Genomic DNA, 26,557 nt, shown 5'->3' on the forward strand with positions numbered 1-26,557 from the left:
GCTATATAAAGTTAATGACCGACGGTATTTTATTGGCAGAAACGCAGGGCGATAAGTTCTTGAATGCTTATGACACCATTATTATTGATGAGGCGCACGAGCGAAGCTTGAACATCGACTTTCTGCTGGGTTACCTCAAACAGTTGCTGCCAAAGCGCCCAGATTTAAAAATTATTGTGACATCAGCCACCATCGATGCAGAGCGCTTTTCGAATCATTTTGTTGGCGCTCCAATCATAGAAGTGTCTGGGCGGACTTACCCAGTTGAAATTCGTTATCGTCCACTTGGTAAGGCGGGCTTTCGCGCCAGAGAAATCGCGGAAACTGAAAATTCACAGTTTGATTTAGATGATGATACAGACTTTGGGTCTGGTAATCTTTTGGGAATCCCTCGCAAAGTCAAAACAGAAGCACGCTGGCTGGAAGAGGATGACGAAGAGGAAGCGATAGAAGAAGCGATTTTAGATGCGGCGGATGACTTGCTGCGGCAAGGCGATGGCGATATTTTGGTGTTTCTGCCAGGTGAGCGTGAAATACGCGATGTTGCCGACCACTTGCGTAAATATCAAGGACGTTCGACGAAGTTAAAGCATATTGAAGTGCTGCCTTTGTTTGCGCGTTTAAGTATTGAAGATCAGCAAAAGATTTTTAAAAGCCATAGTTCGCGCCGCATTGTGTTGGCAACTAACGTGGCAGAAACGTCACTCACTGTGCCGGGTATTAAGTATGTGATTGATGCTGGGCTGGCACGGATGAACCGTTACAGCACGCGCGCAAAAGTTGAGCAATTGCAGATTGAAAAGATTAGCCAAGCTGCTGCAAAGCAGCGTGCAGGCCGTTGCGGGCGGGTTTCAAGCGGCATTTGCGTGCGTTTGTATTCCGAAGAAGACTTTAACGGTCGCCCAGAATTTACTGAGCCAGAAATTTTACGCAGTTCATTAGCTAGCGTCATTTTACGTATGGCGGCGTTAAAGCTTGGCGATGTTACAGAGTTTCCATTTATTGAAGCGCCTTCCTCAAGATTAATTAGCGATGGATATTTGTTGTTGCAGGAATTGGGCGCGGTGGATGCTAAGCGTCAAATTACTGAAATCGGCTTGCAGCTTGCACGTTTGCCTTTAGACCCGCGAGTAGGGCGTATGATTTTAGCGGCTAAACGAGAAGCTTGTTTGAATGAAATTCTGATTATCGCCAGTGTACTGAGTATACAAGACCCTCGCGAGCGCCCAATGGATAAGCGTGAGGCAGCAGATAATGCACACGCCAAGTTTGCTGGTGAAGGCTCAGATTTTATGAGCTACCTCAAGCTTTGGGATTGGTTTGATAGTGCGTTGAAAAACAAAAAATCAAACAAAGATTTGCTGAACCAGTGTCATAGCAACTTCTTGTCATTTTTACGCTTAAAAGAATGGCGCGAGCTACATAGCCAAATCAAGCAAATCACAGACGAGATGGAGTTTAAGCTCAACGAAAAAGAAGCCAATTTTGAGCAAATCCATAAAGCCTTGTTAGCTGGTTTATTGGGTAATATCGGTTTTAAAGATGGCGATAACGACGCTTATTCAGGCGCACGTGGTATTCGTTTTTATGTAGCGCCCGGTTCTTGCCTCAAGAAAGCGCGACCAAAATGGGTGATTGCCGCGGAGCTGGTGGATACCTCTAAGCTTTATGCGCGTTGCGTGGCAAAGATAGAGCCAGATTGGATTGAGCCGTTAGCGAGAGGTTTAACCGAAAGCCAATATTCGGACCCGCGCTGGGATAGAAAAATGGGTATGGTGAATGCGTGGGAGCGTGTTTCTCTATACGGTTTAACGATTATTCCAAAACGTCGTGTGCATTATGGGCCAATCAACCCAAAAGAGGCACGCGAGATATTCATTCGCGAAGCCTTGGCGAGCGGTGAGTTTGATACCAGAGCTGCATTTTTCACCGCAAATGAACGCCTAATTGCAGAAGTTGAAGAGTTAGAACATAAGGCGCGTCGTCAAGATGTGCTGGTGGATGAGCATCAGTTGTTTGCCTTTTACGATGCAAAAATTCCTGCTGATATTTTTCAAGCTGCGACTTTTGAAAAATGGAGTGAAACGGCTGAAAAAGAAAATCCAAGGTTATTGTATCTCACTCGTGATGATTTGATGCGTCATGGCGCAGATGCTATTACTGCCGTGCAGTTTCCTGAAATGATATTGTTTGATGGCGTTGAAACGCATCTGAAATATCGCTTTGAGCCAGGCCATGTGTTGGATGGCGTCACCGCGACCATTCCGTTGGCTTTGTTGAATCAGTTAAACCCAACGCAAACTGAGTGGCTTGTGCCCGGCATGTTGCGTGAAAAACTTACTTATTTGATTAAAGCATTACCGAAAGCATTCCGTCGTGTTTGCGTGCCTGTGCCTGAGTTCGTGACTGTTTTTTTGGAAGAGGCCTCAAATCCATTATCGTCATTCCGACGAAGGTCGGAAACCGGCGTCGTTATTGCAAAGTCAATGAGTTTAGAAAAGACGCTAGATTCCGACCTTCGTCGGAATGACAGTGTTGAGCTACATAAATTTGCACTGCTGGAAACTTTAGCCACTTATATTCAATATAAAACCACCTTAAAAATTTCAACAGCAGATTGGACAGAAGAAACACCAGCTCACTTACTGATGAACTTCAGTATTATCGATGATGCTGGCCGCGAGCTTGCGATGGGGCGCGATTGGAACGCGCTTAAAAAACAATTAGGTTCTGCCGCGCAACTCACCTTTAGAAACACCTCGCCAGACATTGAAAAAACGGGTCTAAAACAATGGGATTTTGGCGATTTGCCGCAAACCTTAAGCTTTGAGCGTGATGGCTTAAAAGTGGTAGGTTACCCTGCGCTTGAAGATGAAATCGATAGCGTTTCTGTGAAGCTTTTTGATACTGAACGCGAGGCGGTTGTAAATCTACGTAAAGGTGTTTGCCGACTCATTCGATTTGAGTTAAAAGAACAAATGAAGCAGCTGGAAAAAAGTCTACCCAACTTTAACCAATACGCATTAACGCTTAGAAACATAATGTCGCCAGAAGATTTACGTGAAGATATGATTACTGCCATTGCCGATCGGGCCTTTATTGGCGAGGATGATTTGCCACGCACCAACGCTGAGTTCATGAAGTTGAAGCAACGTGCCAGAACACGTCTGCCAGCAGTTACGGATGCCGTAGCTAGACAAGCGCAGGCGATTGCAACTGAATATCAATTGTTGACAGTTAAACAAGGACAAATGACCGCTACTGCTAATCGTTTAAAGCGTGATTTGGATCAGCAAGTTGGGCAATTGGTTTATAAAGGTTGTTTTAGCCAAACGCCTTGGGAGTATTTGCAGCATGTGCCGCGTTATTTGAAGGCTTTAAGGTTACGAATAGAAAAACACCCGGCAAACCCAGACCGTGACGGCAAAAATGCTGGTAGCGTAGGTGTTTTGTGGGAGAAATGGCAGAATAAAATAAACGCACTCAACCAAGCCCATTTAGATATTCCACAAGACTTAAAAGATTACCGCTGGCTGATTGAAGAACTACGCGTTTCATTATTTGCACAAGAACTTAAAACACCATTTCCAGTCTCGATAAAGCGCCTAGAAAAAACTTGGGTAGACCTACGCCTTTAATCCTCCATGAATTTTAATCCATCGTCAGAACTGTTTGATACATTAGAACTTACGTCGCGAGGTGATAAATCGATTCGTATCGACATTAGTCGTAATACTCTGATTGCGATTATTTTTTCGCTCATCGTACACGCGATTATTTTGTTGTTTGTGTTACCTAATATTTTGTTGAATAATGCGGCTTCGCCAGTACCCACGACCATGCAAGTGAGCTTGGCACCACCAAAGCCTCCCAAGGCGATTGCGCCAGTAGAAAAACCTGAAGAACCGGTCAAAAAGCCAGAAATCAAGCCTAAACAAACCAAAGTCATTACACGCAAGCCTAGCCAAGACGTCAAAACACCGACGTTTTCTGTGCCTGATGTCATCGCTACTCCAACTCCTGCGCCTGTTGTTATTACGCCCAAAGAAAACACGCCTGATGCTCCTACAGACATGGCGTCCTATGTTAAAGCGCGGCAAGCGCAGCGATTAGCGCTAGAGGCAGATGCCGCTAAACAAAACGCGGAAGCCGTTGCGCGTGAAATTGGCCCCAGCCCAGAGCAAATTCGGGATGAAAGAATTAAAGCTAATTTTAAAACAGGGACTAATGGAATTTTTGAAATCACCAGTTTAGACGGGCGACATGCGGCATTTTCATTCCGTGGCTGGACCAACGATTATAGCAACGCAAGACGCGAGTCGTTTGAGGTGGAAGCTGCCACTGGCCAAGATGTCAGATTAGTGATGGTTAAAAAAATGATCAGCTTGATCCGACAACATTATCAAGGTGACTTTAACTGGGAGTCGCATCGTTTGAATCGCGTGGTGGTGCAGTCAGCTCGACTGGAAGATAACGCGGGACTGGAAGACTTTATGATGATGGAGTTTTTTGGGTCGAATTATAAAAATAACTCTTAAGTACCGTTGTTTTAACAAAGTAAGTGACTGCATTGCGTAATTTTAAGTTTATTGCGCTAGGTCATATCAAATCCAGCGTAATGCGCTAACATAGCAGCTAATCAATCACGATAGTGTAAAGCCATGAGTCAGCATCACCTGAAACCTTTATTTGAGCCAAAATCAGTCGCCATATTTGGTGCTAGTGACAAAATAGATTCGGTGGGGCAAATCGTATTTCAGAACATGCTGCAAAGTGGTTATCACGGTAGTCTTTACCCAATCAACCCAAATCATACCGAGGTGCAAGGTTATAAGGCTTATGCTTCCATCGCTCAAATCGCAGATTCTGTCGAATTGGCGGTAATTGCAACGCCACCGCATACAGTGCCTGGCATTATTGAAGAATGTGGTAAGCAGCATGTGAAAGCGGCTATTATCATTACGGCGGGGTTTGGTGAAGCAGGGGACGCTGGCAAAGCGCTAGAGCTGGAAGTTTTAGAAATCGCCCAGCGCCATCATATAAGGCTAATTGGGCCAAATTGCCTCGGTGTGATGCGTCCCGATATTGGTCTGAACGCGACTTTTAATAAAGGTAGCGCCATTGCTGGCAATATCGCTTTTATTTCGCAATCGGGCGCATTGTGTACTGCTATTTTGGACTGGGCAAGTGCCAATGATGTAGGTTTTTCCAGTGTAGTATCAATGGGCGCCTCGGTCGACGTAGATTTTGGCGAGATTCTCGATTACCTGATTTCTGACACAAAAACCCGCAGTATCTTGTTATATATTGAAGGCATACATAATGCCCGCAGTTTTATGAGCTCGATTCGTGCCGCGGCTCGCATCAAGCCAGTAATTTTAGTGAAAGTAGGGCGCCATGCGGCAGCCTCAAAAGCGGCGATTTCACATACCGCTTCTATCGTCGGTTCGGATGATGCATTTGATGCGGCCGTGCGCCGTGCTGGTGTGGTACGCGTGCAAACCATTACGCAGTTATTCTCCGCGGCCAAGGCACTTTCATGTGGTTTTGACCCGACGGGTAATCGGCTTGCCATTGTAACGAATGGCGGCGGGCCAGGTGTGATGGCAACGGATTATGCGATTGAACTCGGCTTGGAAATGGCGAATTTATCCGATGTCACCATACAAACACTCAATCAGGTGCTGCCAGCTACATGGTCGCATGGCAATCCTGTTGATATTATCGGCGATGCGCAAGCCGACCGTTACCAGCATGCTGTGCAGGCTTGTTTAGAAGACCCGAATGTAGACGGCGTGCTGACCATATTGACGCCGCAAGCCATGACCAAGCCTTTGGAAGTGGCGAATGTTGTGATTGCGCTCTCGAATCAATATAAAAAACCTTTGCTCACTTCTTGGATGGGTGAGGCACAGGTAGATGAATCTCGTCGGGCATTTAACCATGCCAAAAAGCCCAGCTTCCGCAATCCTGAATCTGCGGTGGATGTGTTCTCATTTCTTTCGGCGTATCATAAAAACCAAAGACTCTTATTACAGGTACCTGGTCCAATTTCACATCATTTGGCCCCAGATGTAGAAAGTGGGCGCATGATTATCGAAGGTGCGCTACAAGAAAAACGAAAGATTCTAGGCGAAATGGAATCAAAAGCATTGTTATCGGCTTTTCATATCCCAGTGGCGCAAACCATGGTGGCGCGGTCACCGAACGAAGCCCTGCTAATCGCGCAGCAATTGGGTTTTCCCGTGGCGATGAAAATCAATTCACCGGATATTACGCATAAATCAGACGTAGGCGGTGTGATGCTTAATCTAGCCAACGCGCCAGAAGTGCGTGCGGCTTATCATGAAATTATCGAGCGCGTGAAGAGCATTCGCCCAGACGCACACATCAATGGTATTTCGATTCAACCGATGGTGGTAAAACCGAACGGACGTGAGCTGATGGTGGGCGTGACAAATGACCCAGTGTTTGGTCCTATTATTACCTTTGGTGCGGGCGGTACTACGGTTGAGATTATGGCCGACAGATCGGTTGCCTTGCCGCCGCTCAATCATTTTTTGGTCAAAGATCTGATTCAAGGCACGCATGTGGCCAAAATGCTGGGAACGTTTCGCAACATGCCACCAGTGAATATTGAGGCACTTGAAAGCGTGTTACTGCGTGTGTCTGAAATGGTATGTGAACTGCCGATGTTAATGGAAATGGACATTAACCCATTGATTCTGGATGAAAATGGCGTATTAGCCGCAGATGCAAGAATCGTTGTAGAGGTGCGTCCACCAAGTGAAGATCGCTATGCACACATGGCGATTTATCCGTATCCAACCCATTTAGTTAGCAATTGGCAACTTGCCGACGGCACGGATGTGGTGATACGCCCGATTCGACCAGAAGATGTGTGGCTAGTGCAAGATTTTGTGAAAAACCTATCTGAAGAAGCCCGTTACTTCCGCTTTATGAAGAGTGTAGAACAACTCAGTGAGACTTTGCTGGTTCGCTTTACGCAAATTGACTATAGCCGAGAAATGGCGCTTATTGCAGTTAAAGACGAACAAGGGCAAGAAATCGAGTTAGGCGTCACACGCTACGCGATTAACCCAGACGGCGAAAGTTGTGAATTTGCCTTGGTAGTGGCAGATAGCATGCGCGGCACAGGGCTTGGCCAGAAGTTGATGACAGCCTTGATGGAGATTGCACGAAGCAAAGGTCTCAAGCGCATTGAAGGGGAAGTATTAAAGAACAATGCCAGCATGTTAAAACTCATGAAACGACTTGGTTTCACTGCGGTCGTTAATCCAGACGATAGCAGCATTAAGAATGTGTATAAAGCACTGTAAGCCCCTGCATGCATACCGCATATATTACCCACCCAGAATTTCTCAAACATGACATGGGGCCAGACCATCCCGAATGCCCGGCACGTATTCACGCGATTCAAGATCAACTGATTGCTTCAGGCTTGTTTGATTTTCTTGTGAATATTGAAGCGCAAAAGGTGACTAAAGATACTTTGGCTCTAGCCCATACGCGCGACTATATTGAATGGGTATTTAGTCAATCCCCTGAGTCAGGTCTCATCGACCTTGACGGAGACACCTTAATGAATCCGTATACCTTGGATGCAGCGTTATATGCTACCGGTGCGGTGGTTCAGGCCGTTGATTTAGTGATTTCAGGGGAAGTGCAAAATGCTTTTTGTAATATCCGTCCCCCTGGACACCATGCAAAGCGGGCGGGGGCCTCAGGCTTTTGTATCTTTAATAACGTCGCTGTTGCGGCGGCTTATGCGCTCGAACATTACGGTTTGGAGCGCATTGCGATTGCAGATTTTGACGTGCATCATGGCGATGGAACGGAAGATATTTTTCACGATGATCCGCGCGTGATGATGTGTTCTACTTTTCAGCACCCTTACTATCCTTATTGCGGCGCCGATAGTGGTAACGAACACATGATTAATATACCGCTTATAGCCGGTAGTACGGGCGAACAATTTCGCGAGGCGATAACCGAACATTGGTTGCCAGCACTTGAGTGTTTTCAGCCGCAGATGATTTTTATCTCCGCTGGCTTTGATGCGCATTGGGAAGACGAGATGGGCGGCTTGGCTCTGCATGAAAAAGACTATTTTTGGGTCACGCAACAGCTCAAAAATGTGGCGAAACGCCATGCTAACAATCGTATTGTTTCTGCGCTAGAAGGTGGGTATTCTTTGCATGCGTTAGGGCGTTGCGTGATGACGCATGTGAAATGCTTGGGTGAATTTTGATAAGACAAAAGATTGTTTATCGTTGGAGGTTTTGATTTTTCAAATTTATCGCATTTCAAATAACTCTTGGTGAAATTGATTCGCAGTTAAGCCCTCCGCCAGAAGGCTGGTTAGAATGGCTTTGCCAAATGATGCTGGTCCACAAAACCAAATATCCGCTGACTTCCAGTCAAACACTTTAGCGCGTATTTTCTCAGATGTTAACTCACCATCTCTTGCACTGATTATGAGGTGTAAGTTTACGCCAGCTGTCTTAGCCAATTCTGAAAGTCGGTCAAACTCTTCATCCCGGAATACTTTAGAACTATGAAAAAAATCAATACTACGTCCATCTGGTTGTAGTGCTAATAACTCCATGCGGGCTATAAATGGCGTAATGCCCACTCCTCCGCTAATCCAAATCTGTCTTTGCATTTTCCCATTAAAATCGAAGCACCCGTATGGCCCCTCAACTTTAACTAAAGCATCGTGTTTTAAAGTAGAAGCTAAAGTCTTTGTATAATCGCCCAGTGCTTTGACAAGAAAGCGTAATTTTCCATCATTTTGCCATGCAGATGAAATGGTAAACGGGTGAGCACCTTCATCGTTATCAAAAGTGACAAAGGCAAATTGCCCGGCCTGATGTCCGTTCCAGCGGCTTTTAAGCTGAACTGAAACTGCATTGACACTTACATTTTCGAGATATTCGATTTTATCAATCACACCCACAGCTATATGATTAATACCGATGTAATTAAATAGGCTTGTAAATGCCGCGGTAGTCCCAATTAGCATTAACGCACCCATGACTATTCCAAGTGGTGATGCCCAATAATTAAAGTCCATCAGCACTACTGAATGCCAAACAAGTGGAAAATATAGTAGTGCTATCCAGCGATGAATTTTATAAAAATACTTGTAGGGTAAACGTTTTACTAAAGCGATTAGAATCATTGCCAATGCTACATAAAATGCCCATTCACCTATCTGCTCTGCTATTTCACGCTGACTCTGAAAGAAACGAAATATTTCAATTGATTGTTCAGGCCTTTTGCCTTTTGGCGGTCGTACAGCCCAGCCAGCTTCGACTAGCCATTTTGGTGTTTTCACCCAAAGCCAGTGACAAATAGAAAGTGCCAAAACACTAATACCTAGCCATTTGTGTAGCCTGTACATTTTATCCAACCCGCCGAGATGTTTTTCGAACCAAGTAGGCCTAACCGCTAAAATTATAGCTAGACTGAATGCCCCAAAAGTTAGTATTCCAAAAAGCTGAGTCATTAAGCCACGCCATGGGAATAATCCAGATGCTAGAGCTATTTTAGTAAAATCGGCATACCACCACAGCGCCGACAAGCAGAATAAAAATAAAATTAGGGTGAATTTAATTGGTTTCATTTAAGTTTTCTTACAGTAGTTGAGATGTATCGCTTCTACTGACAGTACTACCTAAATTTTAATTTTTCTGTTCGGCTCCGAACATAACCGATACTTTAGAATTGCGCATATTAAAACTGCATCAATGCTTTTCTAATCTCAAGTTCGTCCAAACCTTTGCCAATAATCACAATGCGTGAAAGTGCTTCTTCCTCATCCCAACCTTCAAGCAGGGTCGGAGGATAAGGCGTAAAATGTACGGCGTGAATAGCCAGTGGCGCAGGCTGGTCAACTGCGTGAATAATGCCTTTGAGGCGGAGCAAATTTTTACCGTTTTTTTGGCAAAAAGTTAATAAATGAGGTTTGAGTTGCGACCAGTAGAGTGGGCTTGGCATGATGACGGTAAAACTGATAATGTCATCATGCTGGGTTTTTTGCGGCAATGTGCCTTTAGGTTGTGCTTGTTTAATAGGCGCGCGCAACCAGCGTTGTGGCTCTGGTTGTTTAGTTGTTAGGTCATATAAGCCGACATCTACGACAAACACCGGGTCTAATTCACCATGTACGATTTTATGCTGTGTTGCACCAGGGTTGATGGCGATAAGTTTTTCTTTAAGTGCGCTAATTTGTTTGGTGTTCGCTAAATCTGTTTTTGTTAGCACCAACACATCGGCTACGGCGGCTTGTTTTAAGGCTTCGGTGTTTTCTTCAATTTGCTGTAAGCCGTAAACACTGTCTATGGTCACCACAACGGCATCCAAACGATATACAGATTCAATCACAGGTTCATTCATCAAGTTGGCTAGTATCGGCCCTGGGTCAGCCATGCCTGTGGTTTCGATAATCAGACGATTAAATTGTGGAATAGCCTGCAAGGCGCGCTTAAAAAATAAGTCGCGCATGGTATCAGCTAACTCGTTTTTTAGCGTGCAGCATAAACAGCCAGAGCTAAGCAGCACAGTGTTGTCGGCGATATGCTCGTTTTCAATATTTTGCGCTAAGTTGCTATTGGCAAATATTTGGTCTAAGCCTGCATCGCCTAGCTCATTAATAATAATCGCGGTGTCACGCATATCAGGGTGATGCAGTAGCTTGTTGAGCAAGGTTGTTTTGCCACTGCCCAAAAAGCCAGTAAGTAAGGTAACGGGTATGCGTTTATCCATGTCAGCATTTTAAATGTTCCTAAGCGAATTAGCTAATACATCAAGCGAATCAGCTAATACAAGGTAAAATGGCAATAATTTAGTGAATTGATCGCATGTTAAAGTATTTATGAACGTATTTTTTGAAGAAGATGGTAGCTTTAAAGTGGCCTCTGTAATGACCGAAACGCAGGGTTCCTTACAAGTGGAATCCATGAGCGGCAAGCGCACTAAGGTAAAAGCAAGTAACGTGTTAATGCGTTTTGAAATGCCTTTGGCTGGGTTTATGGAATCTGCCAATGCCGAAGCTGAAACTTTAGAGCTTGATTTTTTATGGGAATGCTGTGGTGAGCCAGAGTTTGGGTTTGAGGAGTTTGCGGTTGATTATTACGGGCGCAAGCCAACTTCAATTGAGTCGGCTGCCATTGCCATTAAACTTCATAGTGCCCCCGTATATTTTAATCGTAAAGGCAAAGGCCGTTACAAAGCTGCGCCCGCTGAAATTCTTAAGGCCGCGCTTGCTGGGCTTGAAAGGAAACGATTATTAGCTGAGAAAATGGCAGGATTTGTCGCTGATTTGAAAGCGCACAAAATGCCTGATGAGTTAATGCATAAACTTGACATGCTGCTTTATGAGCCTGACAAAAACGCATTCGAATACAAAACGATAGAAGCAGCCGCAGCCGAACTGCATTTGAGTCATCTCAAATTATTGCAGGTGTGCGGCGCGATTCCATCGTCGCATGATTATCACCTGGGTGCTTTTTTGCGCGAATATTTCGCAAAAGGAACCGACTTCACTGCCGAGGAAATTGCAGAAATCCCCGCAGATTTACAATTTAATGACTTGCCGTTGGCTGAATCAGAAGCTTTTAGTATTGATGATAGTACGACGACAGAAATCGATGATGCTTTTTCCATCCAGCATTTGGCAGATGGCGTAACACGCGTCGGTATTCATATTGCCGCACCAGCGTTGGGTATAGTGGTAGACGGACCGCTTGATATAGAGGTAATGAAGCGTTTATCGACGGTTTATATGCCGGGTCATAAAATCACCATGTTGCCAGAACAGGCAATTCGTCCCTTTAGTCTAGATGCCAAGCAAATTAAACCAGTTTTGTCTTTGTATTTGCATGTGAACGAAGATTTAACCATCACTCAACGTGATAGCAAAGTAGAGCGTATTAAAATCGCTGAAAATCTTCGCCACGATGCGTTAGAGCCATTTTTTAATGAAACTACCTTAGCGGCAGATAGCGGCCACCCCTATTGGGCTAAGTTGCTGTATTTGTTTAATTTGGCGGAATCGCTCGAAAAAGCGCGCGGCAAGTTTGATCCAACGAAACCACCACAAATTGACTACAATTTTTATGTGAATGATGGCAAAGTGAGTATCGTTGGCCGTCATCGGGGTTCGCCCATGGACAAACTGGTCGCGGAGCTAATGATAGAAGCCAACAGTCAGTGGGGCGCTTTGTTAGCTGCACATGAGGTGCCAGGACTTTATCGTGCGCAAACTGGCGGCAAAGTTTACATGACCACCAAGGCTGAGCCGCATCAAGGTTTGGGCGTTGCGCAATATGCTTGGAGTACATCGCCTTTGCGTCGTGCGGTAGATTTAATCAATCAGCGTCAAATCATTAGCGTGGCGCAAAATATAGCGCCAACGTATCCGCAAAATAGCGATGCACTGACCACACACATGCGTAATTTTGAGTTGACCTATAAAACTTACAGTGAGTTTCAGATTCGCATGGAGCGCTATTGGTGTTTACAGTATTTGCTACAAGAAAATGTGCAGGAAGTACATGCAACCGTATGGCGTGAAAATTTGGTGCGGCTGGATAACCTACCTTACATGACTAAAGTGTATGGTCTGCCTGAATTGAAAGCAGGCACGCGGGTAACTTTGCAAGTGCAGGAAGTTGATACCTTGTTGATGGAATTGCGCACTAAATTCTTACAGGTACTTGAGAATGAGCCGGCGCAATTAGACATTAGCTTGAGTGAGGACGAAACGGAAGTGGAGGCTGCCTGATGTTTAGAGTGGCTAAACATTTGATGCGGAACTTCACCAATACGAGTGCCCCTGATGAGCATGTTTATATTAGTGAATCTGACGGAGTGCGCTCCTTGCATTTAGGTTCGGTGACGATTCAAAGCGCGATGCGTGTGCGCGATCCATTTTTACTTGAGCTTAATTACACAAGAGGCATCATGTGTTTTTTGCTATTTAAGGCGAACGTCAAAAGCATGCTCACCATCGGTTTGGGTGGCGGTTCAGTTGCAAAATATGTGTATAAAAACTGCCCAGAAATCGTCAGTACTTTAGTGGAAATTAACCCGCAAGTTATTCAAATGGCGCGTAATCAGTTTTATGTGCCAGAGAACGACGAGCGTTTTGAAGTACTTGAAGCCGATGGTTTGCAGTATTTGGCCGAGCATCCATCAGCCACGGATGTATTGCTGATTGATGCATTCGATAGTAATGGTATTCCACCAAACTTTTGCAGCCAAGACTTTTTTGACCAATGCTCCGTGACTTTAAAACATGATGGCCTATTGGTGATTAATCTTTGGGGCAGTGATAAAAATTTTGATATTTATTTGCAACGTATTGAACAAAGCTTTGAGCACAGAGTGCTAATCATGCGTACGGGCAAACCAGGCAATATTGTGGTGTTTGGTTTTAACCAAGCGCCTAAGCATTTGGAAGTGACTAAGTTGTTAGCACGGGCAAAGTCACTTGAAGACGAGCATCACACGATAGAGTTTATTGCGTTTGTGAATAAGCTCTGTAACGACAATCAAGTGTATCAAAAAAGATTGTTGATGCGCGGCGAGTCTAGCGATGATTAAATATTTAGTCCTTTGGCTGTTGGCTATAAATATTGCGTATGCGGATGATCTAAAATTAGTCAGTGCCGCGCGTAAGCAAGTTGGCATTACCAAACAATATGACCCTAATTACTCTAGATTAGACTATCCTAATGGTGATGTAGCCCGTACTAAAGGCGTTTGTACTGATGTGCTGATAAGAGCTTTGCGTGATGCATACCAGCTGGATTTGCAAAAGTTGGTGCATGAAGATATGGCAAAAAACTTTGTTTTATACCCAAAAAAATGGGGCTTAAAAAAGGCAGATACTAATATCGACCACAGACGAGTTCCTAATTTACAAGTGTATTTTGCTCGGCATTGGCAGAAAGTAGCCTTAAGCCAAGTGGCAGCCGACTATCATGCAGGTGATGTGGTTACCGTAATGCTGCCAGGTAATTTACCTCATATTATGTTGGTGAGCGATAAGCTGGATTTGTTAACAAATACGCCATTCGTCATCCATAATATCGGCCGTGGTACGCGCGAAGAAGCTGGTTTGTTTTCTTACCCCATGACTGGTCATTACCGCTTGCGCATTTAATCGCTCCATCAGGCAGTAGTTAACTCTTTATTTTTAAGAATATTATTATGATACCTAATCGTTATTTCGCCACTTGTCCACGTGGATTAGAGCCGTTGCTCGCAGATGAACTCATCGCTGTGAACGCTAAGTCCATTAAGTTAACCGATGGTGGCGTGAGCTTTGATGGTGATTGGGCGGTTTGTTATGCGGCCAATTTACACTCGCGCATCGCAACTCGCATTTTGTGGCAAGTAGCGCGTGGTAAGTATTTGAATGAAGAAGATTTATTTGAAGCGGCTTATAAAGTCAATTGGCCACAATGGTTTGATGTTAAGAATGATTTTATGGTAAAAGTCACGGGTGTAAAATGCCCACTTAAAAGCCTAGAATTCGCTACATTGAAAATTAAAGATGCGGTGTGTGACAAGTTTAGATTAGCTGTTGGTAGTCGTCCTTATATTGATACCAAAACGCCAGCGGTACGTATTCATGCTTATTTGGCGGCGGAAGAGTATCAATTTTATTTAGATACGTCCGGCGCGGCTTTGTATCAGCGCGGCAACCGGGGTGCAAGTATCGAGGCGCCGTTGCGTGAAAATCTGGCTGCTGGCATTTTAAAATTATCGGGTTGGCAGGTCGGGCAGCCATTATTAGATCCCATGTGTGGTAGCGGAACATTTTTATTAGAAGCAGCCATGGTGGCGCTCGATATGGCCCCCGGTTACAAACGGAGTTTTGGTTTTGAAAAACTGAAAAACTTTGAAGTCAATGTTTGGAATAAAATTAAGAGCCAGGCAGCGAGTAAAGTTAAAGCCGTATCTTTTCAAAAAATATACGGGTCAGATGTTGATTTACGCGCAGTCAGGATTAGTAAACAAAATCTTGAGGATGCAGGCTTACTTGCAGCTGTTCAGCTTTCGCATGTTGATGTTGTTAATGTTATTCCACCTGCGGATAGCGGTGTTCTAGTCGCAAATCCCCCCTATGGCGTGCGTATCGGTGAGGGCGATGATTTAGCTTTACTTTATCCTAAATTGGGAGAGGCCCTTAAACGCAAGTTTGCCGGCTGGAACACTTACTTTTTAACCAATGATTTAGCCATGCCAAAATTGATGCGCCTGACCCCTAGTAAGCGTACACCGCTTTATAACGGACCACTGGAATGCCGATTGTTTGAAATTAAAATGGTGGCGGGCAGTAATAGAAAATAAGGGAGTATTGAAAATACGATGGCTGATTCAATTGATGAATTAAAGCAAAAGTTACAGCAATTTGTTGATGAGCGCGATTGGGCGCAATTCCATTCACCCAAAAACCTCAGTATGGCGATGATAGTAGAAGCAGCCGAATTAGTAGAACATTTTCAATGGAACACAGAGGCGGAAAGTAGCGAATTAACTGCTGAAAAACTTGAGCAAGTGAGCCATGAGTTGGCAGATACCTTTGTGTATTTGTTAAGAATCTCGCAAGTGCTGGGGATTGATTTAATAGAGGCGGCGAATAAAAAAATTGCACTGAATGCACTTAAATATCCAATTGAAAAAGCGCGTGGAAAAAATAATAAATACACTGATTATGAATAGCTTTGTTAACCAATGAAAAAGCCCAGCATTTTCTGGGCTTTTTCATTGGTTATTAATTTTATTTTAAGGCTGCTAATGCGGCCTCGTAATTTGGTTCGCTGGTGATTTCACTTACAAGCTCGATGTATTTAACGATATTGTTTTCATCCAAAATAATTACAGCACGCGTTGCCAGGCCAGCCAGTTTACTGGTTCTAATTAGTACACCGTAATTAATTAAAAAATCACGGCCACGAATGGTGGACAAGTTTTGTACATTTTCCAAGCCCTCGGCGGCACAAAAACGTGTTTGCGCGAAAGGCAAATCTGCTGAGATATTTAGTACGACGGTGTTGTTTAAGCTGCTGGCATGTTTGTTGAATGCACGCACAGAAGATGCGCATGTGGGCGTGTCGATACTAGGAAAAATATTCAGCACTTTACGCTTCCCAGTGAAGTTTTCTAAACTGACATCTTGCAATGCTTTGTCTACCAACGTGAAATCTATTGCTTGCGCTCCCACGGTAGGCAAAGTGCCTGACAATTCTACGGGATTACCTTTTAATGTGACGGTGTTTGTCATGATTATTCCTTTTGCATTGTTGAGTGTACAATCTTTTTATTAGATTATGTATCATAAAACAAAACGCCCGAAATGTATCGCGCGTTAGTAAATATAATGCTTGGCGTGGCGATTAGCTAAAATTTAACCTTATCTAAATCAGGGATAAATTGAAGTCTAGCAAACTGGGAATTTGCTTAACCTAGGCAAATAAATCTTCGCTTAAATAGCCGATCGTCATGGTTTGATTGTGGAGCACGCTATCTCGCGTTTCGGGCCGCGGCGCAAATTCTCCGTATGAGTAAAAGCCGCTAATTGCAGTTTGTGAGCCTAAAATCTGTTTCACCAGTTTTACTTCGTCCACCACCAGTTCGGCCATTACACCCTTGCGGCCTACACAACTAACACAGATAGCCAGGCCTGTTTGACTGGTACTGGTTTGACCAGTAACTAGATGTGCGGCATCGCCAGCACCTTCAACCAGTCTATCGTGGGTTGCTTGACAAAAGCGGACCGTTTCCCCTTCATCCACGTTGCCAGCGAAGGTGAGGCTGTTTTTTGTGCTATCAATGGCTAAAAGCGTGCGGATTTTTTCAATGTCGCGCTTGCCTTCTTCAATAATGGCGAATGGAAATTTTAGGCCACTACCTGGCAAACCTTTTGCAGTTTGCGCGCCAATGTACATGTTATATAAAGGCAGTGCAGGTTTTCCGTCAAGTTCAAGAACGATGTTTTTTTCAGATTTCGTGACAGTGCGTGGTGGACCATATGGTTTCCAGCCTCTGCCTACACCAGTCGCGGCCACTAAGTTTTTACCATACAAACCAACGGCAATAACTAGACCACTTGAAATGTTATCGTTAAAAATCTGAACGGTCTGGCTAAAGTTAAAGCCATCGCCAGCCATGCCGCCCATTAAGGGAATGTCACCAAGCACACTTTTAAATCCTTCCAGCAACTCGGAGCCGTTCACGCTTAAGCCATCAGAATAAACCAACACAGCTCTTAATTGCGGTAAGTTTAACTGACTGGCTAAGCTAGCCGCTGTTTCAAATGAGTTCTGCATGCTGGTCATTTTGGTGTGCGTGACGCGCTGTATAGTTTTTTCCCATAAAACTGCGGTTATTTGCAGGCTGTCGTCAAATACGCCATCAGCAGTTATTTCACCTGAGGTAGAACAGCCGATGATTTGTGCAGTTGGGTAGCGTGTTTTTAATGTGTTGCTGAGTTTAGCTTCGCCAAAGCGCTTGACTGATCCAAACACAATAACCAAGTTTGCCGTTGGTAACGGCGAGGCGGCAGGCAAATCTTTTAATGTCATCTTAGCGGTTAATGATTCTTGTTTTACTATCATTACGAATCCTTATAATTGGTTGCTTCAAACATCAAATAAAAAAATATGTTAAAAAATGTTAAGAAATATTATATGCTACCCATTCGGGTGAATGGTGAAAATTTATTATTTTTTTGCATATTATAGTAAAGTTGAAAAATATCATATAACTTAATATATTGCGTAACTTTGTTAAACCTATTGCTTATTACACGACTCTGTATATACAATGAGTCAAAATTAACGCAATCAAATTTAATTTAATTTTACTGCGCATAAATAAGGGAGCTTGCTGGTGAGCCAACAAAAGCCAAGTCAAGAAGATCAAAATCAGTTGTTACATCTAAAGTTAACACTAGAACAGCTTTCTAGTATTAAAGTGATGGTGATTGATGACAGTAATACGATACGTCGTAGTGCAGAGATTTTTCTTAAATCTTCAGGCTGTGAAGTGATTTTAGCTGAGGATGGTTTTGATGCTTTGGCTAAGATTTCAAACGAACATCCCGATATTATTTTCGTTGATATTATGATGCCAAGGCTCGATGGCTATCAAACCTGCTCACTCATTAAGAGAAATGCGCGCTATAAAGCTACCCCAGTCATTATGCTGTCAAGTAAAGACGGCTTGTTTGACCGTGCGCGTGGTCGCATGGTGGGCTCTGACCAATACTTAACCAAACCTTTTACACAAGAAACGCTGATTGATGCTGTGCAAACTTACGCAGCAATCAGTCGGGCAACCCAACAGAAGGCAGACTAGCGATGGCAATTGAAACAATTTTAGTGGTTGATGATTCTGCGACGGATCGATTTTTTTTAACCGAGCTGCTCGAGACGGCTGGTTTCACCGTAATTGGGGCTGAAAGTGGCGAAGAATGTTTGGCTAAAGTTGCGGCAAAGCATCCAGATTTGATTTTGTGTGATGTGGTGATGCCCGGTCTGACGGGTTTTCAAGTGACGCGCACCTTAACTAAGGATGCCACGACGGCGCACATCCCAGTGATTTTATGTACCGGCAAGTCGCAGGCTACGGATTTGGCATGGGCCTTGAAAATGGGCGCAAAGGCTTGTGTAACTAAGCCGGTTGCAAGTGCTGATTTGTTATCGCTGATAAAAACTTTAGGCTAACAACTGGGGGCTCATTTTCATTGATTGATAAAAACGGTTCATTTAACTCAACATGTAACTAGACCAAATTATGGCAAAAACCTCAAATTTACGTGAATTTCAAGAAGCTATCCTTTTGCGGCTTAAAGAAGCCACTGCAAAAGGCGGTGCGGTGTCGACTTCACGTTTGGGGGTTAATGTCAGTTCAAGAAAAGTGTTAATCAATTTAAGCCAGGTCAGTGAGGTTTTGCCTGTACCGCCAATACAGTTCGTACCATTAACGCAACCTTGGTTTTTGGGTGTTGCAAATGTGCGTGGTAATTTATACAACATAACCGATTTGGCGCTGTTTATGGGTTTGCCACCCACACAAAAATCAGCGAATAACCGTATTGTGTTAATCAACTCAGAAACCACCACGCAATCAGCTTTGTTAATTGATAGCTTGGTAGGTTTACGTAGTGTTGAAGCAATGCAAGCGTTGGAAGAATCTGCTGAAAGCAATGAAACGTTTTTTAGTAATAAAACTTACCAAGATGCAGATAAAAATAAATGGTTTGAGTTAGATGTAGAAGTGTTAGTGCAAGATAAGTCGTTTATTCAGCCAACGATAACTTAAGTTTGTTTATTGGGTGGTACTGTTTAGTTGGAAGCGTTTAGTGTTTAGAAAAGCTAAAAATAGCTTGTATAAAGCATAATCATTTTGTGAATTGGGGTTCAAAATGGCATTAGATCTAGCGGTTATAAAAAACTTGCCTGTAAAAATCGGTGAATTCTTAATCAGTTTAAAAAACAGGGCCAGTGAATTAAATACTTCGCGAACTGAGGGCTTGTCAGCGAGTTTTAGGCAACTTTACCTACAAATTGTCGCATTTATTGTGTTTGCAGCCTTGAGTTTCTGGGTGATTAACCAAGTGCGTGTAAATGGTTCGGTTTACAACGACTTAAAAGCCTATCAAGATTTATCGGCCGATAGTTCACCGCCATCACTATATCCGGTCGATGCCTTCGCTTATTACAATCAAGCTTATATTGCTTCTACTAACTTTAATAATGAGAAACGTGACAAAGCACTCGAGAATGCAGCAAAATATGAGGCCCTATTTAAAGAGCGTTCCGCCTATTGGCAAAAAAATCTAGATAACGCTAAGTTGCAAGGCGCCTTAGATGAAGCGATTAAAGCAGGCGAAAACTTTTTCCAGGTGGCGCATACCCGCTATATTCCGTCCTTGCCTTTAGGTACTGTTTCCGCATCCGCTCCGCTATCGGATTTAACTGCAGCCTTTGAAGTGGCTCAACAAGCGGGTATTGTTTTTATTGCCGCAGTTAAGCAAGAAAATGACAAGTTGGTTCAATCGCAATCTAATTTTATTAAATTGGTATTGTTTGGCCTGTTATTACTAGCCTTAGTTTTAGTGTTGTTAATGTACTTTTTTGGTCGAAAACAAGTTGAGCAATCGAGTGTACTTACTGATCAATTGGCAAAAGAGGGTCAGGACAACCAAGAAGCTGTGTTGCAGTTACTGGATGAAATGGGTGACTTGGCAGATGGCGATTTAACTGTAAAAGCAGAAGTACGCGACAGCATTACTGGCGCGATTGCCGACTCAATTAACTATACCATTGATAGCTTGCGTGACTTGGTAGTTGAGATTAATCGAGCTACCGAACAGGTGACTTCTGCCACTTCGGTTGCGCAAAATACCTCTTCTCAGTTGTTATCTGCGGCAGAGACGCAATCGGAACAAATTCTGCAAACAACAGATGCGGTAACTGACATGACGCGCTCCATCTTGCAGGTTTCAAGTAACGCGGCGCAAGCTTCTCAGGTGGCACAGCGCTCCCTAGAGGCGGCAAATCAAGGTTCGCAGGCGGTACAAAACACCATTTCTGGAATGAACGAAATTCGTACGCAGATTCAGGAAACCTCTAAACGTATTAAACGTTTGGGTGAAAGCTCTCAAGAGATTAGTGAAATTGTGGAGCTGATTTCAGACATTACCGAACAAACCAATATTCTAGCCTTGAATGCGGCGATTCAGGCGGCTTCAGCGGGTGAAGCGGGAAGGGGCTTTACCGTGGTTGCGGAAGAGGTGCAACGCCTAGCGGAACGTTCATCAGAAGCGACTAAACAGATTAGTGCGATTGTGAAAACCATTCAGACCGATACGCATGGCGCGGTGGTGGCGATGGAGAAAAGTACCGAAGGTGTGGTTGAAGGGGCGCGCGTTGCGGATGCGGCAGGTCAGGCCTTGACTGAGATCGAAACCGTGACCAATAATCTGGCGCGATTGATTCAATCGATTTCCATCGCAACAAATGCGCAAACGGAATCGGCGACTACGGTTGCAAATAACATGCAGTTGATTCAAGAGATTACGACGCAAACATCCGAAGGTACGCAATTGACTGCAGAATCGGTTGGCCAGCTAACTTCATTGGCGGAAGAACTGCGGGCTTCTGTGGCTGGCTTCAAGCTTTAACGGCGTTTCCTTTGTAAAAAGCTTGCTAGTTAATCAGGAAGATTCATCACCCAATGACAATGAAGCATCATCATATTAGGGCTAAAAATGGCTGAAGCATTCGATATTGGCCCATTGTCTTGGGTAAAAGATGAAATTTATCAGTCGCTTAAAAAAGCACGAGATAGTTTTGTTGTTGTAGCCGATAAGCCAAGTGAATTTGCTAGCTTACGCTTTACTACGGCCCATCTTTATCAGGTGAGTGGTGCGTTAGATATGGTCGGTCTTGAAGGCTGTAAACGCTACTGTTCTGAAATTGAAAAACTCACCAGTAAAATAGAAAAACAGCAAATCGCCGTTTCTGACTCTGTTATGGCTGCTTTGATACAAGCCGTTGATACGCTAAACTTGTATTTACAAGACCTGTTGAACGGCATGCAGGACACGCCTACCAAGCTTTATGAAAGCTTAAAGCCTTTGGTCGAATTACAGGATGAACCCTTAGATATCAGTGATTTGTTTTATCCGGATACCAGTTACACCGCCCCTAAAGATTTACCAGCGAATCCTATTGCAGAAACGGCTGTACCAATATTTGTTGCTGAACAACGTATTGTTTTCCAAAAAGCATTGTTAGATTGGCTGCGAAGCAAAGACTCTAGCTCGTTAAATACGATGCGCCAGGCGATTGCGAATGTACAACAGGTACAGCAAAAAAGTGCACTAAAAACGCTTTGGTGGGCGGCAACTGCTTTTGCAGATTCGCTCGGGCAAAATAAAATCGCTGAAGATTCTGGTGCGAAAAAATTGTGTAGCAGGCTCGATCAGCAACTGCGTAAAATGGCTCTAGGTGAGGCAAAGGCGCCCTCACAGCTATTACGAAATGTGCTTTATTATGTAGCGATTAGTGATAGCAAAACGGAAGATATCGCCAAGGTTAAAAAGCTATTTGAACTTGAAGAATTATTGCCTTCGTCAGAAGGCTCTGCAGGCAATACTGGCACTTCAGCCGAGCGTGCTGCATTGGCGCAATTGAATGCGGAGTTACCAAGTCTAAAAGATTTATGGACGACGATTAGTACAAGTAGTTATTTTGTTGATTTAGAAGCCTTTGCCGATAAAATTGATCATTTAGCCATGTTGCTATTGAGTTTAAGTAATAAAAAAGTACTTAAGCTGATAAATGCGATTCACTCGACCGTAATGGCCTTAAAAGCGGATAAGAGCAAAATCAATGAAACGGCATTTATTGAAATTGCCGCCTCACTCAATTTGCTGGAATATATCAGTGAATATTATCTGCAATTAGATGCTGAAGCTGAGCAGAAAATCACGACGCAAACTGCACGTTTAAAATCATTCGTCAAAGGCAAAACGCTTGCGCCCGCTGTTGAAGCTTTTGCCACCGCTAGCTTGGATGCAAATGTTATTGGTGCAGTGGCTAAGCAAATTATTGGTGCCTTGCAAGTTGCTGAAAAAGCCTTGGATACATTTTTTAGAAATCCTAATAACGTAGTTGTACTGGACGAGACAAATAAACCATTGCAACAGGTAGTGGCGGCGTTCGATATGCTGGAAATGCCTTTACCAAAAACTATCGCTCAATTGAGTGCGGCTTATGTGAATCATTTTAAAACGTCTGAAGCAATAGAGGTACGGGCTACACAATTCGAACTCGTCGCCGAGAGTTTAAGTATGTTAGGACTGTATGCCGAAGAACTGCCTAAAGTGCGAGTGGAGTCAGAGCAGGCGCTTTCAAATGCCTTAGCAAGGCTAGAGCAAGGTGCAAAAGCATTCAACATTCGTTTTGAACTCGATGAATACCTAGAAGTGAAAACTGAGGCTGAAGAAACTCAAAGTCAAACTCAAGTTAGGCTCGCTGAAGTTGAATCTACAGCTCAAAATTCTTCACTTCCACTTGCGCAGGATGATACTGTAATTCCACCTGAATCGGAAGGTGTGACAGATAAAGCAGTTGATTTGGAATTGCAAGATATTTTCTTGACGGAAGCAGAAGAAGTATTAGCCAGCTTAGCACAAAATTTGCAAGCTTTACGCGTAAATGCCACTGACAGCGAAGCCTTGGTTGAAGTGCGTCGCGACTATCACACCTTAAAAGGTAGTGGACGTACTGTGGGTCTGGTCGGGATGAGTGAGGTGGCATGGTCAGTCGAGAAGCTGTTAAATTTAGTGATGGAGCGTAAGGCTTTTCCAACGAATGAGCAGTTAGGCTTTGTAGAAAATACCAGTGCAGCTTTTGCTTGCTGGGTAGCCGAATTGCAAGCGAATAATACCGTAACATTAAATCCAGAACCGTTTCAAAAGCGTGCGGCTGAACTTGAACAAGCTTTTGAGCATGCTTTGGCTGTTACAAAGCCTAAGCCACAAAAAGAAGAAGTGCTGATTGGTGGCACGCGTACTTTAAGTAAAGCGTTCTTCAATATATTCTTGGCAGAGGCTCAGCAACATTTAGCGGTGTTGATTGAAGCACAAAAATCTTTAGCCACCGATACCCATGAATTGCCGTCCGAAGCAAGCCGTCGTGCCGCACACACTTTAGGTAGCAATGCCCTCACTGCCGGCTTTAAATCTACGGGTGATTTGGCACGCGCTTTGGAGCATTGGCTTGATGAGCATGCGGGGGGATGGACCACACAGTCTATCGCGTTGTATGGAAATGTAGTGAAAGCGTTAGCCGATGGATTGGAAAAGGCAAAAGCTTTAAAAAATCCTAAATCAACCCGTGCATTGATTCTGGCTTTGAGTGAGTCTACCGCCAAAATGCAGGCTATTGCAACACAACAGGCAGAAGCGGCAGTTCAAGAGTTGGAGCAAGAAGAAGTTGCCGAAAAATCAGCCAAAAAATCAAAAGCAAAAGTAGCGGAAAATACGGGTGTTCGAGTAGATTCTGTTCTGGACTCTGCCTTAGATGACGCACAAACTGTTCAGGCAGAGGTTCAACCAGAGCCTGTGTTAGATGAAACTGCCATAGTGGAGGCACTTCAAGCGAGTAAGACGCGTGATGGTGCTGTCGATCAGGAATTATTAGGCTTGTTTGTAGAAGAAGCGCGTGAATTAGTGCCACAAGTAGGACGAGATTTACGTGGTTGGCGAGCTAACCCACAGGAAGCAGAATTTGCCGATTCACTTCAACGTGCACTTCACACCTTAAAAGGTAGTGCACGCATGGCCGGGCAGGGGAATATCGGCGACAGTGTTCACAAAATGGAAGATAGAGTCATTCATGCGCTACGACACAGGGCGACTTCAGATGATTTTGATGAGATGTTTGCCGAGTTTGATCGCATTGGTTATATGTTAGAAGATATTACCGGCGGCGTAAAAGTCAATGCTCAGGAGGTTGATGGTGCAGCAACTGATGTCACGCCAACTCGTTCGATTGAACGTAAATCACAATTTTTGCGGATGCGCGCAGATGTTTTAGATCGTTTAATCAATGAGGCGGGTGAAGTTTCTATCATGCGTTCACGCATGGATAGAGAAATGCAATATTTCAAACAGTCCTCTGTAGATTTAACGGATAGCATAAGCCGAATGCGTAGCTATTTGCGTGAGCTGGAAATTGAAGCGGAAACGCAAATGCAGTCACGAATGAGCTTGTTACAAGAAGCGAATGAGACATTTGACCCCTTGGAATTTGACCGATTTACCCGCTTGCAAGAATTAACGCGGATGATGGCGGAAAGTGTCAACGACGTTTCAACGATACAACATGGCTTACTACTAAATCTAGACCAGACTGACGCAGCATTGCAGCAACAAAACCGCATGAACCGTGAATTGCAGCAGGGCTTGATGGGTGTTCGTATGTTGCCCTTTGCTACCATTTCTGAGCGCTTGCAACGTATAGTACGGCAAACCGCGCGAGAACTGAACAAACGCGTTGAAATGAGCATTGAGGGCGAAAATATCGAGCTTGACCGTAGCGTGCTAGACAAAATGGGCGCTCCATTAGAACATTTATTGCGTAATGCCGTTGCACATGGCTTAGAGTCTAGCGAAGAACGTAAACGTTTAGGTAAACCGGAGACGGGCCAGATTTCGCTAAAAGTTAGTTTGGAAAATGATGAAATTACCTTGGTAGTGACGGACGATGGAGCCGGCATTAATCTAGAAAAAGTTAAACAAAAAGCCATTGAAAAAGGACTTTTTACGGTAAATCAAGAGTTGTCTGACCAGGCTTTAATGGCGGTGATATTCGAGCCCGGTTTTACTACCGCAGATAGCGTATCGCAGATTGCAGGCCGTGGCGTCGGTCTGGACGCGGTAAGGAGCGATATTGCCGCATTGAGTGGACGTATTGATGTGAGTAACATTGCTGGCAAAGGCGCCATGTTTAATGTTTACTTGCCGGTGACGTTATCGGTTGCGCAGGTAATTATGGCGCGAGTAGGCAATAAACTGTTTGCCATTCCATCGGTGATGGTGGAGCAAGTGCAAAAGCTCAAACAAAACGACTTAATTACAGCCTACCAAGCACACAAAGTCAGCTGGGCTGGACGAGATTATCCAATACACTTTTTATCTAAATTGATCGGTGAAGTTGATCATGTTGCGCAACAGCATGTATACACTCCAGTGGTGTTGTTGCGAAGTGGTACTTATCGTACCGCGTTGCATGTCGATGAAATTATCGGCAACCAAGAGGTGGTGATGAAGCAGATTGGATCTCAACTTGCACGTGTACCTGGCATGATAGGCGCTACAGTGTTGGGGGATGGTGTTATCGTCTTAGTGATTAATCCAGTGCAATTGGCTAACCGTGAAGCACTTTCTGTTGGTGCAATTAAAGTGACTACAGTAGCACCAGTAGTCGAGCATGTGAAAAAAATCGCACTCGTGGTGGATGATTCGCTGACCATGCGTAAGGTGCTATCGCGCGTATTGGAACGTGAAGATTTTGAAGTGGTGACCGCCAATGATGGTATGGATGCGATTCAAAAGCTTCAACTCCTTACCCCGGATATTATTCTGACTGACATTGAAATGCCACGCATGGATGGCTTTGAATTCTCACGCCACGTTCGAGATAATCAAAAAACTACCAATATTCCCTTGATTGTGATTAGTTCGCGTACTGCAGAAAAACATCGTAACGTAGCTAAAGAATTAGGTGTAAATGCGTTCTTGGGTAAACCAGTGCAAGATGAAGAGCTTATCGAGCAGGTGAATGCCTTATTGCAAGTTAAAGGCTAGTTGAATTTTCAAAATCGATTCGAATGACTCGAATAAAGAAATACATTTATTTTTGTGAAGCTTGTATTTTTCTATATTCGGCAAAGCATGAAGCGGGCAGGCTAATTTAATCTTACTACCAGAATTAGATTGGTT

Annotated in this window: 18 protein-coding genes; 14 read left to right on the plus strand and 4 right to left on the minus strand. The window is 44.0% G+C overall.

Annotated elements, in window-relative coordinates; all coding sequences use genetic code 11:
- From hrpA to HOO90_RS03455, 4 genes are all read left to right on the plus strand, one after another.
- Positions 1–3,638 (plus strand): ATP-dependent RNA helicase HrpA (gene hrpA, locus HOO90_RS03440; RefSeq protein WP_292839491.1); only part of this gene is annotated, 3,638 nt, incomplete at its 5' end.
- Positions 3,639–3,644: 6 nt separating this feature from the next.
- Positions 3,645–4,538, plus strand: a complete 894-nt coding sequence (locus HOO90_RS03445; protein WP_292839493.1) for a hypothetical protein — start codon at positions 3,645–3,647, stop codon at positions 4,536–4,538.
- A gap of 123 nt (positions 4,539–4,661) precedes the next feature.
- Positions 4,662–7,340 (plus strand): bifunctional acetate--CoA ligase family protein/GNAT family N-acetyltransferase, encoded by a 2,679-nt coding sequence (locus tag HOO90_RS03450; RefSeq protein ID WP_292839495.1) that lies wholly within the window; start codon positions 4,662–4,664, stop codon positions 7,338–7,340.
- A gap of 8 nt (positions 7,341–7,348) precedes the next feature.
- A complete protein-coding gene (locus HOO90_RS03455; protein ID WP_292839497.1) occupies positions 7,349–8,272 on the plus strand; it encodes a histone deacetylase family protein in 924 nt (307 codons plus the stop codon).
- 45 nt (positions 8,273–8,317) lie between these two features.
- On the opposite strand, the gene HOO90_RS03460 is transcribed toward HOO90_RS03455, so the two are convergent.
- Both HOO90_RS03460 and HOO90_RS03465 read right to left on the minus strand, forming a co-directional pair.
- Positions 8,318–9,649, minus strand: coding sequence for a ferredoxin reductase family protein (locus tag HOO90_RS03460; protein WP_292839499.1), 1,332 nt, complete (start codon positions 9,647–9,649; stop codon positions 8,318–8,320).
- A gap of 110 nt (positions 9,650–9,759) precedes the next feature.
- A complete protein-coding gene (locus HOO90_RS03465) occupies positions 9,760–10,791 on the minus strand; it encodes a GTP-binding protein (RefSeq protein WP_292839501.1) in 1,032 nt (343 codons plus the stop codon).
- A gap of 109 nt (positions 10,792–10,900) precedes the next feature.
- Between HOO90_RS03465 and HOO90_RS03470 the strand changes: the two genes are divergently transcribed.
- Genes HOO90_RS03470 through HOO90_RS03490 form a run of 5 tightly spaced genes read left to right on the plus strand, consistent with a single transcriptional unit; the run spans position 10,901 to position 15,759 of the window.
- Positions 10,901–12,811 (plus strand): RNB domain-containing ribonuclease, encoded by a 1,911-nt coding sequence (locus HOO90_RS03470; RefSeq protein WP_292839503.1) that lies wholly within the window; start codon positions 10,901–10,903, stop codon positions 12,809–12,811.
- Positions 12,811–13,632: a polyamine aminopropyltransferase gene (locus HOO90_RS03475; RefSeq protein ID WP_292839505.1), complete on the plus strand. Its 822-nt coding sequence runs from the start codon at positions 12,811–12,813 to the stop codon at positions 13,630–13,632. The genes HOO90_RS03470 and HOO90_RS03475 overlap by 1 nt, the downstream gene beginning before the upstream one ends.
- Positions 13,625–14,194, plus strand: a complete 570-nt coding sequence (locus tag HOO90_RS03480; RefSeq protein ID WP_292839507.1) for a DUF1287 domain-containing protein — start codon at positions 13,625–13,627, stop codon at positions 14,192–14,194. Before HOO90_RS03475 ends, HOO90_RS03480 begins: the two co-directional genes overlap by 8 nt.
- A 47-nt stretch (positions 14,195–14,241) precedes the next feature.
- Positions 14,242–15,387 carry a THUMP domain-containing protein gene (locus HOO90_RS03485; protein ID WP_292839509.1) on the plus strand — a complete coding sequence of 382 codons (1,146 nt, stop codon included), beginning with the start codon at positions 14,242–14,244 and terminating at the stop codon, positions 15,385–15,387.
- A gap of 18 nt (positions 15,388–15,405) precedes the next feature.
- A complete protein-coding gene (locus HOO90_RS03490; protein WP_292839511.1) occupies positions 15,406–15,759 on the plus strand; it encodes a nucleotide pyrophosphohydrolase in 354 nt (117 codons plus the stop codon).
- 58 nt (positions 15,760–15,817) lie between these two features.
- Here the strand turns inward: HOO90_RS03490 and tpx are convergent, their stop codons facing one another.
- On the minus strand, positions 15,818–16,321 hold the full coding sequence (gene tpx, locus HOO90_RS03495) for a thiol peroxidase (RefSeq protein ID WP_292839512.1): 504 nt from the start codon (positions 16,319–16,321) through the stop codon (positions 15,818–15,820).
- A 181-nt stretch (positions 16,322–16,502) separates the two neighbouring features.
- Positions 16,503–17,654, minus strand: coding sequence for an FIST N-terminal domain-containing protein (locus HOO90_RS03500; protein ID WP_292839514.1), 1,152 nt, complete (start codon positions 17,652–17,654; stop codon positions 16,503–16,505).
- 361 nt (positions 17,655–18,015) lie between these two features.
- On the opposite strand from HOO90_RS03500, the gene HOO90_RS03505 reads away from it, so the two are divergent.
- From HOO90_RS03505 to HOO90_RS03525, 5 genes are all read left to right on the plus strand, one after another.
- A complete protein-coding gene (locus HOO90_RS03505) occupies positions 18,016–18,396 on the plus strand; it encodes a response regulator (RefSeq protein ID WP_292839552.1) in 381 nt (126 codons plus the stop codon).
- Positions 18,397–18,398: 2 nt separating this feature from the next.
- On the plus strand, positions 18,399–18,764 hold the full coding sequence (locus HOO90_RS03510) for a response regulator (protein ID WP_292839516.1): 366 nt from the start codon (positions 18,399–18,401) through the stop codon (positions 18,762–18,764).
- A gap of 70 nt (positions 18,765–18,834) precedes the next feature.
- Positions 18,835–19,362 carry a chemotaxis protein CheW gene (locus tag HOO90_RS03515; RefSeq protein ID WP_292839518.1) on the plus strand — a complete coding sequence of 176 codons (528 nt, stop codon included), beginning with the start codon at positions 18,835–18,837 and terminating at the stop codon, positions 19,360–19,362.
- 103 nt (positions 19,363–19,465) lie between these two features.
- The gene (locus HOO90_RS03520) at positions 19,466–21,226 is read left to right on the plus strand and encodes a methyl-accepting chemotaxis protein (protein WP_292839520.1); all 1,761 of its coding nucleotides are present in this window, start codon (positions 19,466–19,468) and stop codon (positions 21,224–21,226) included.
- A gap of 87 nt (positions 21,227–21,313) precedes the next feature.
- A complete protein-coding gene (locus HOO90_RS03525) occupies positions 21,314–26,422 on the plus strand; it encodes an Hpt domain-containing protein (protein WP_292839522.1) in 5,109 nt (1,702 codons plus the stop codon).
- The last annotated feature ends 135 nt before the right edge of the window (positions 26,423–26,557 follow it).

Source organism: Methylotenera sp., assembly GCF_013141425.1.
Classification (GTDB): Bacteria; Pseudomonadota; Gammaproteobacteria; order Burkholderiales; family Methylophilaceae; genus Methylotenera.

What these genes read in the sequence shown, in the direction of transcription:
- HOO90_RS03445 (WP_292839493.1), top strand. Translation starts at nt 3,645, where the DNA reads ATGAATTTTAATCCATCGTCAGAACTGTTTGATACATTAGAACTTACG.
- HOO90_RS03465 (WP_292839501.1), bottom strand. Translation starts at nt 10,791, where the DNA reads ATGGATAAACGCATACCCGTTACCTTACTTACTGGCTTTTTGGGCAGT.
- HOO90_RS03510 (WP_292839516.1), top strand. Translation starts at nt 18,399, where the DNA reads ATGGCAATTGAAACAATTTTAGTGGTTGATGATTCTGCGACGGATCGA.
- HOO90_RS03490 (WP_292839511.1), top strand. Translation starts at nt 15,406, where the DNA reads ATGGCTGATTCAATTGATGAATTAAAGCAAAAGTTACAGCAATTTGTT.
- HOO90_RS03525 (WP_292839522.1), top strand. Translation starts at nt 21,314, where the DNA reads ATGGCTGAAGCATTCGATATTGGCCCATTGTCTTGGGTAAAAGATGAA.
- HOO90_RS03450 (WP_292839495.1), top strand. Translation starts at nt 4,662, where the DNA reads ATGAGTCAGCATCACCTGAAACCTTTATTTGAGCCAAAATCAGTCGCC.
- tpx (WP_292839512.1), bottom strand. Translation starts at nt 16,321, where the DNA reads ATGACAAACACCGTCACATTAAAAGGTAATCCCGTAGAATTGTCAGGC.
- HOO90_RS03475 (WP_292839505.1), top strand. Translation starts at nt 12,811, where the DNA reads ATGTTTAGAGTGGCTAAACATTTGATGCGGAACTTCACCAATACGAGT.
- HOO90_RS03455 (WP_292839497.1), top strand. Translation starts at nt 7,349, where the DNA reads ATGCATACCGCATATATTACCCACCCAGAATTTCTCAAACATGACATG.
- HOO90_RS03480 (WP_292839507.1), top strand. Translation starts at nt 13,625, where the DNA reads ATGATTAAATATTTAGTCCTTTGGCTGTTGGCTATAAATATTGCGTAT.
- HOO90_RS03500 (WP_292839514.1), bottom strand. Translation starts at nt 17,654, where the DNA reads ATGATAGTAAAACAAGAATCATTAACCGCTAAGATGACATTAAAAGAT.
- HOO90_RS03505 (WP_292839552.1), top strand. Translation starts at nt 18,016, where the DNA reads ATGGTGATTGATGACAGTAATACGATACGTCGTAGTGCAGAGATTTTT.
- HOO90_RS03470 (WP_292839503.1), top strand. Translation starts at nt 10,901, where the DNA reads ATGAACGTATTTTTTGAAGAAGATGGTAGCTTTAAAGTGGCCTCTGTA.
- HOO90_RS03485 (WP_292839509.1), top strand. Translation starts at nt 14,242, where the DNA reads ATGATACCTAATCGTTATTTCGCCACTTGTCCACGTGGATTAGAGCCG.
- HOO90_RS03515 (WP_292839518.1), top strand. Translation starts at nt 18,835, where the DNA reads ATGGCAAAAACCTCAAATTTACGTGAATTTCAAGAAGCTATCCTTTTG.
- HOO90_RS03460 (WP_292839499.1), bottom strand. Translation starts at nt 9,649, where the DNA reads ATGAAACCAATTAAATTCACCCTAATTTTATTTTTATTCTGCTTGTCG.
- HOO90_RS03520 (WP_292839520.1), top strand. Translation starts at nt 19,466, where the DNA reads ATGGCATTAGATCTAGCGGTTATAAAAAACTTGCCTGTAAAAATCGGT.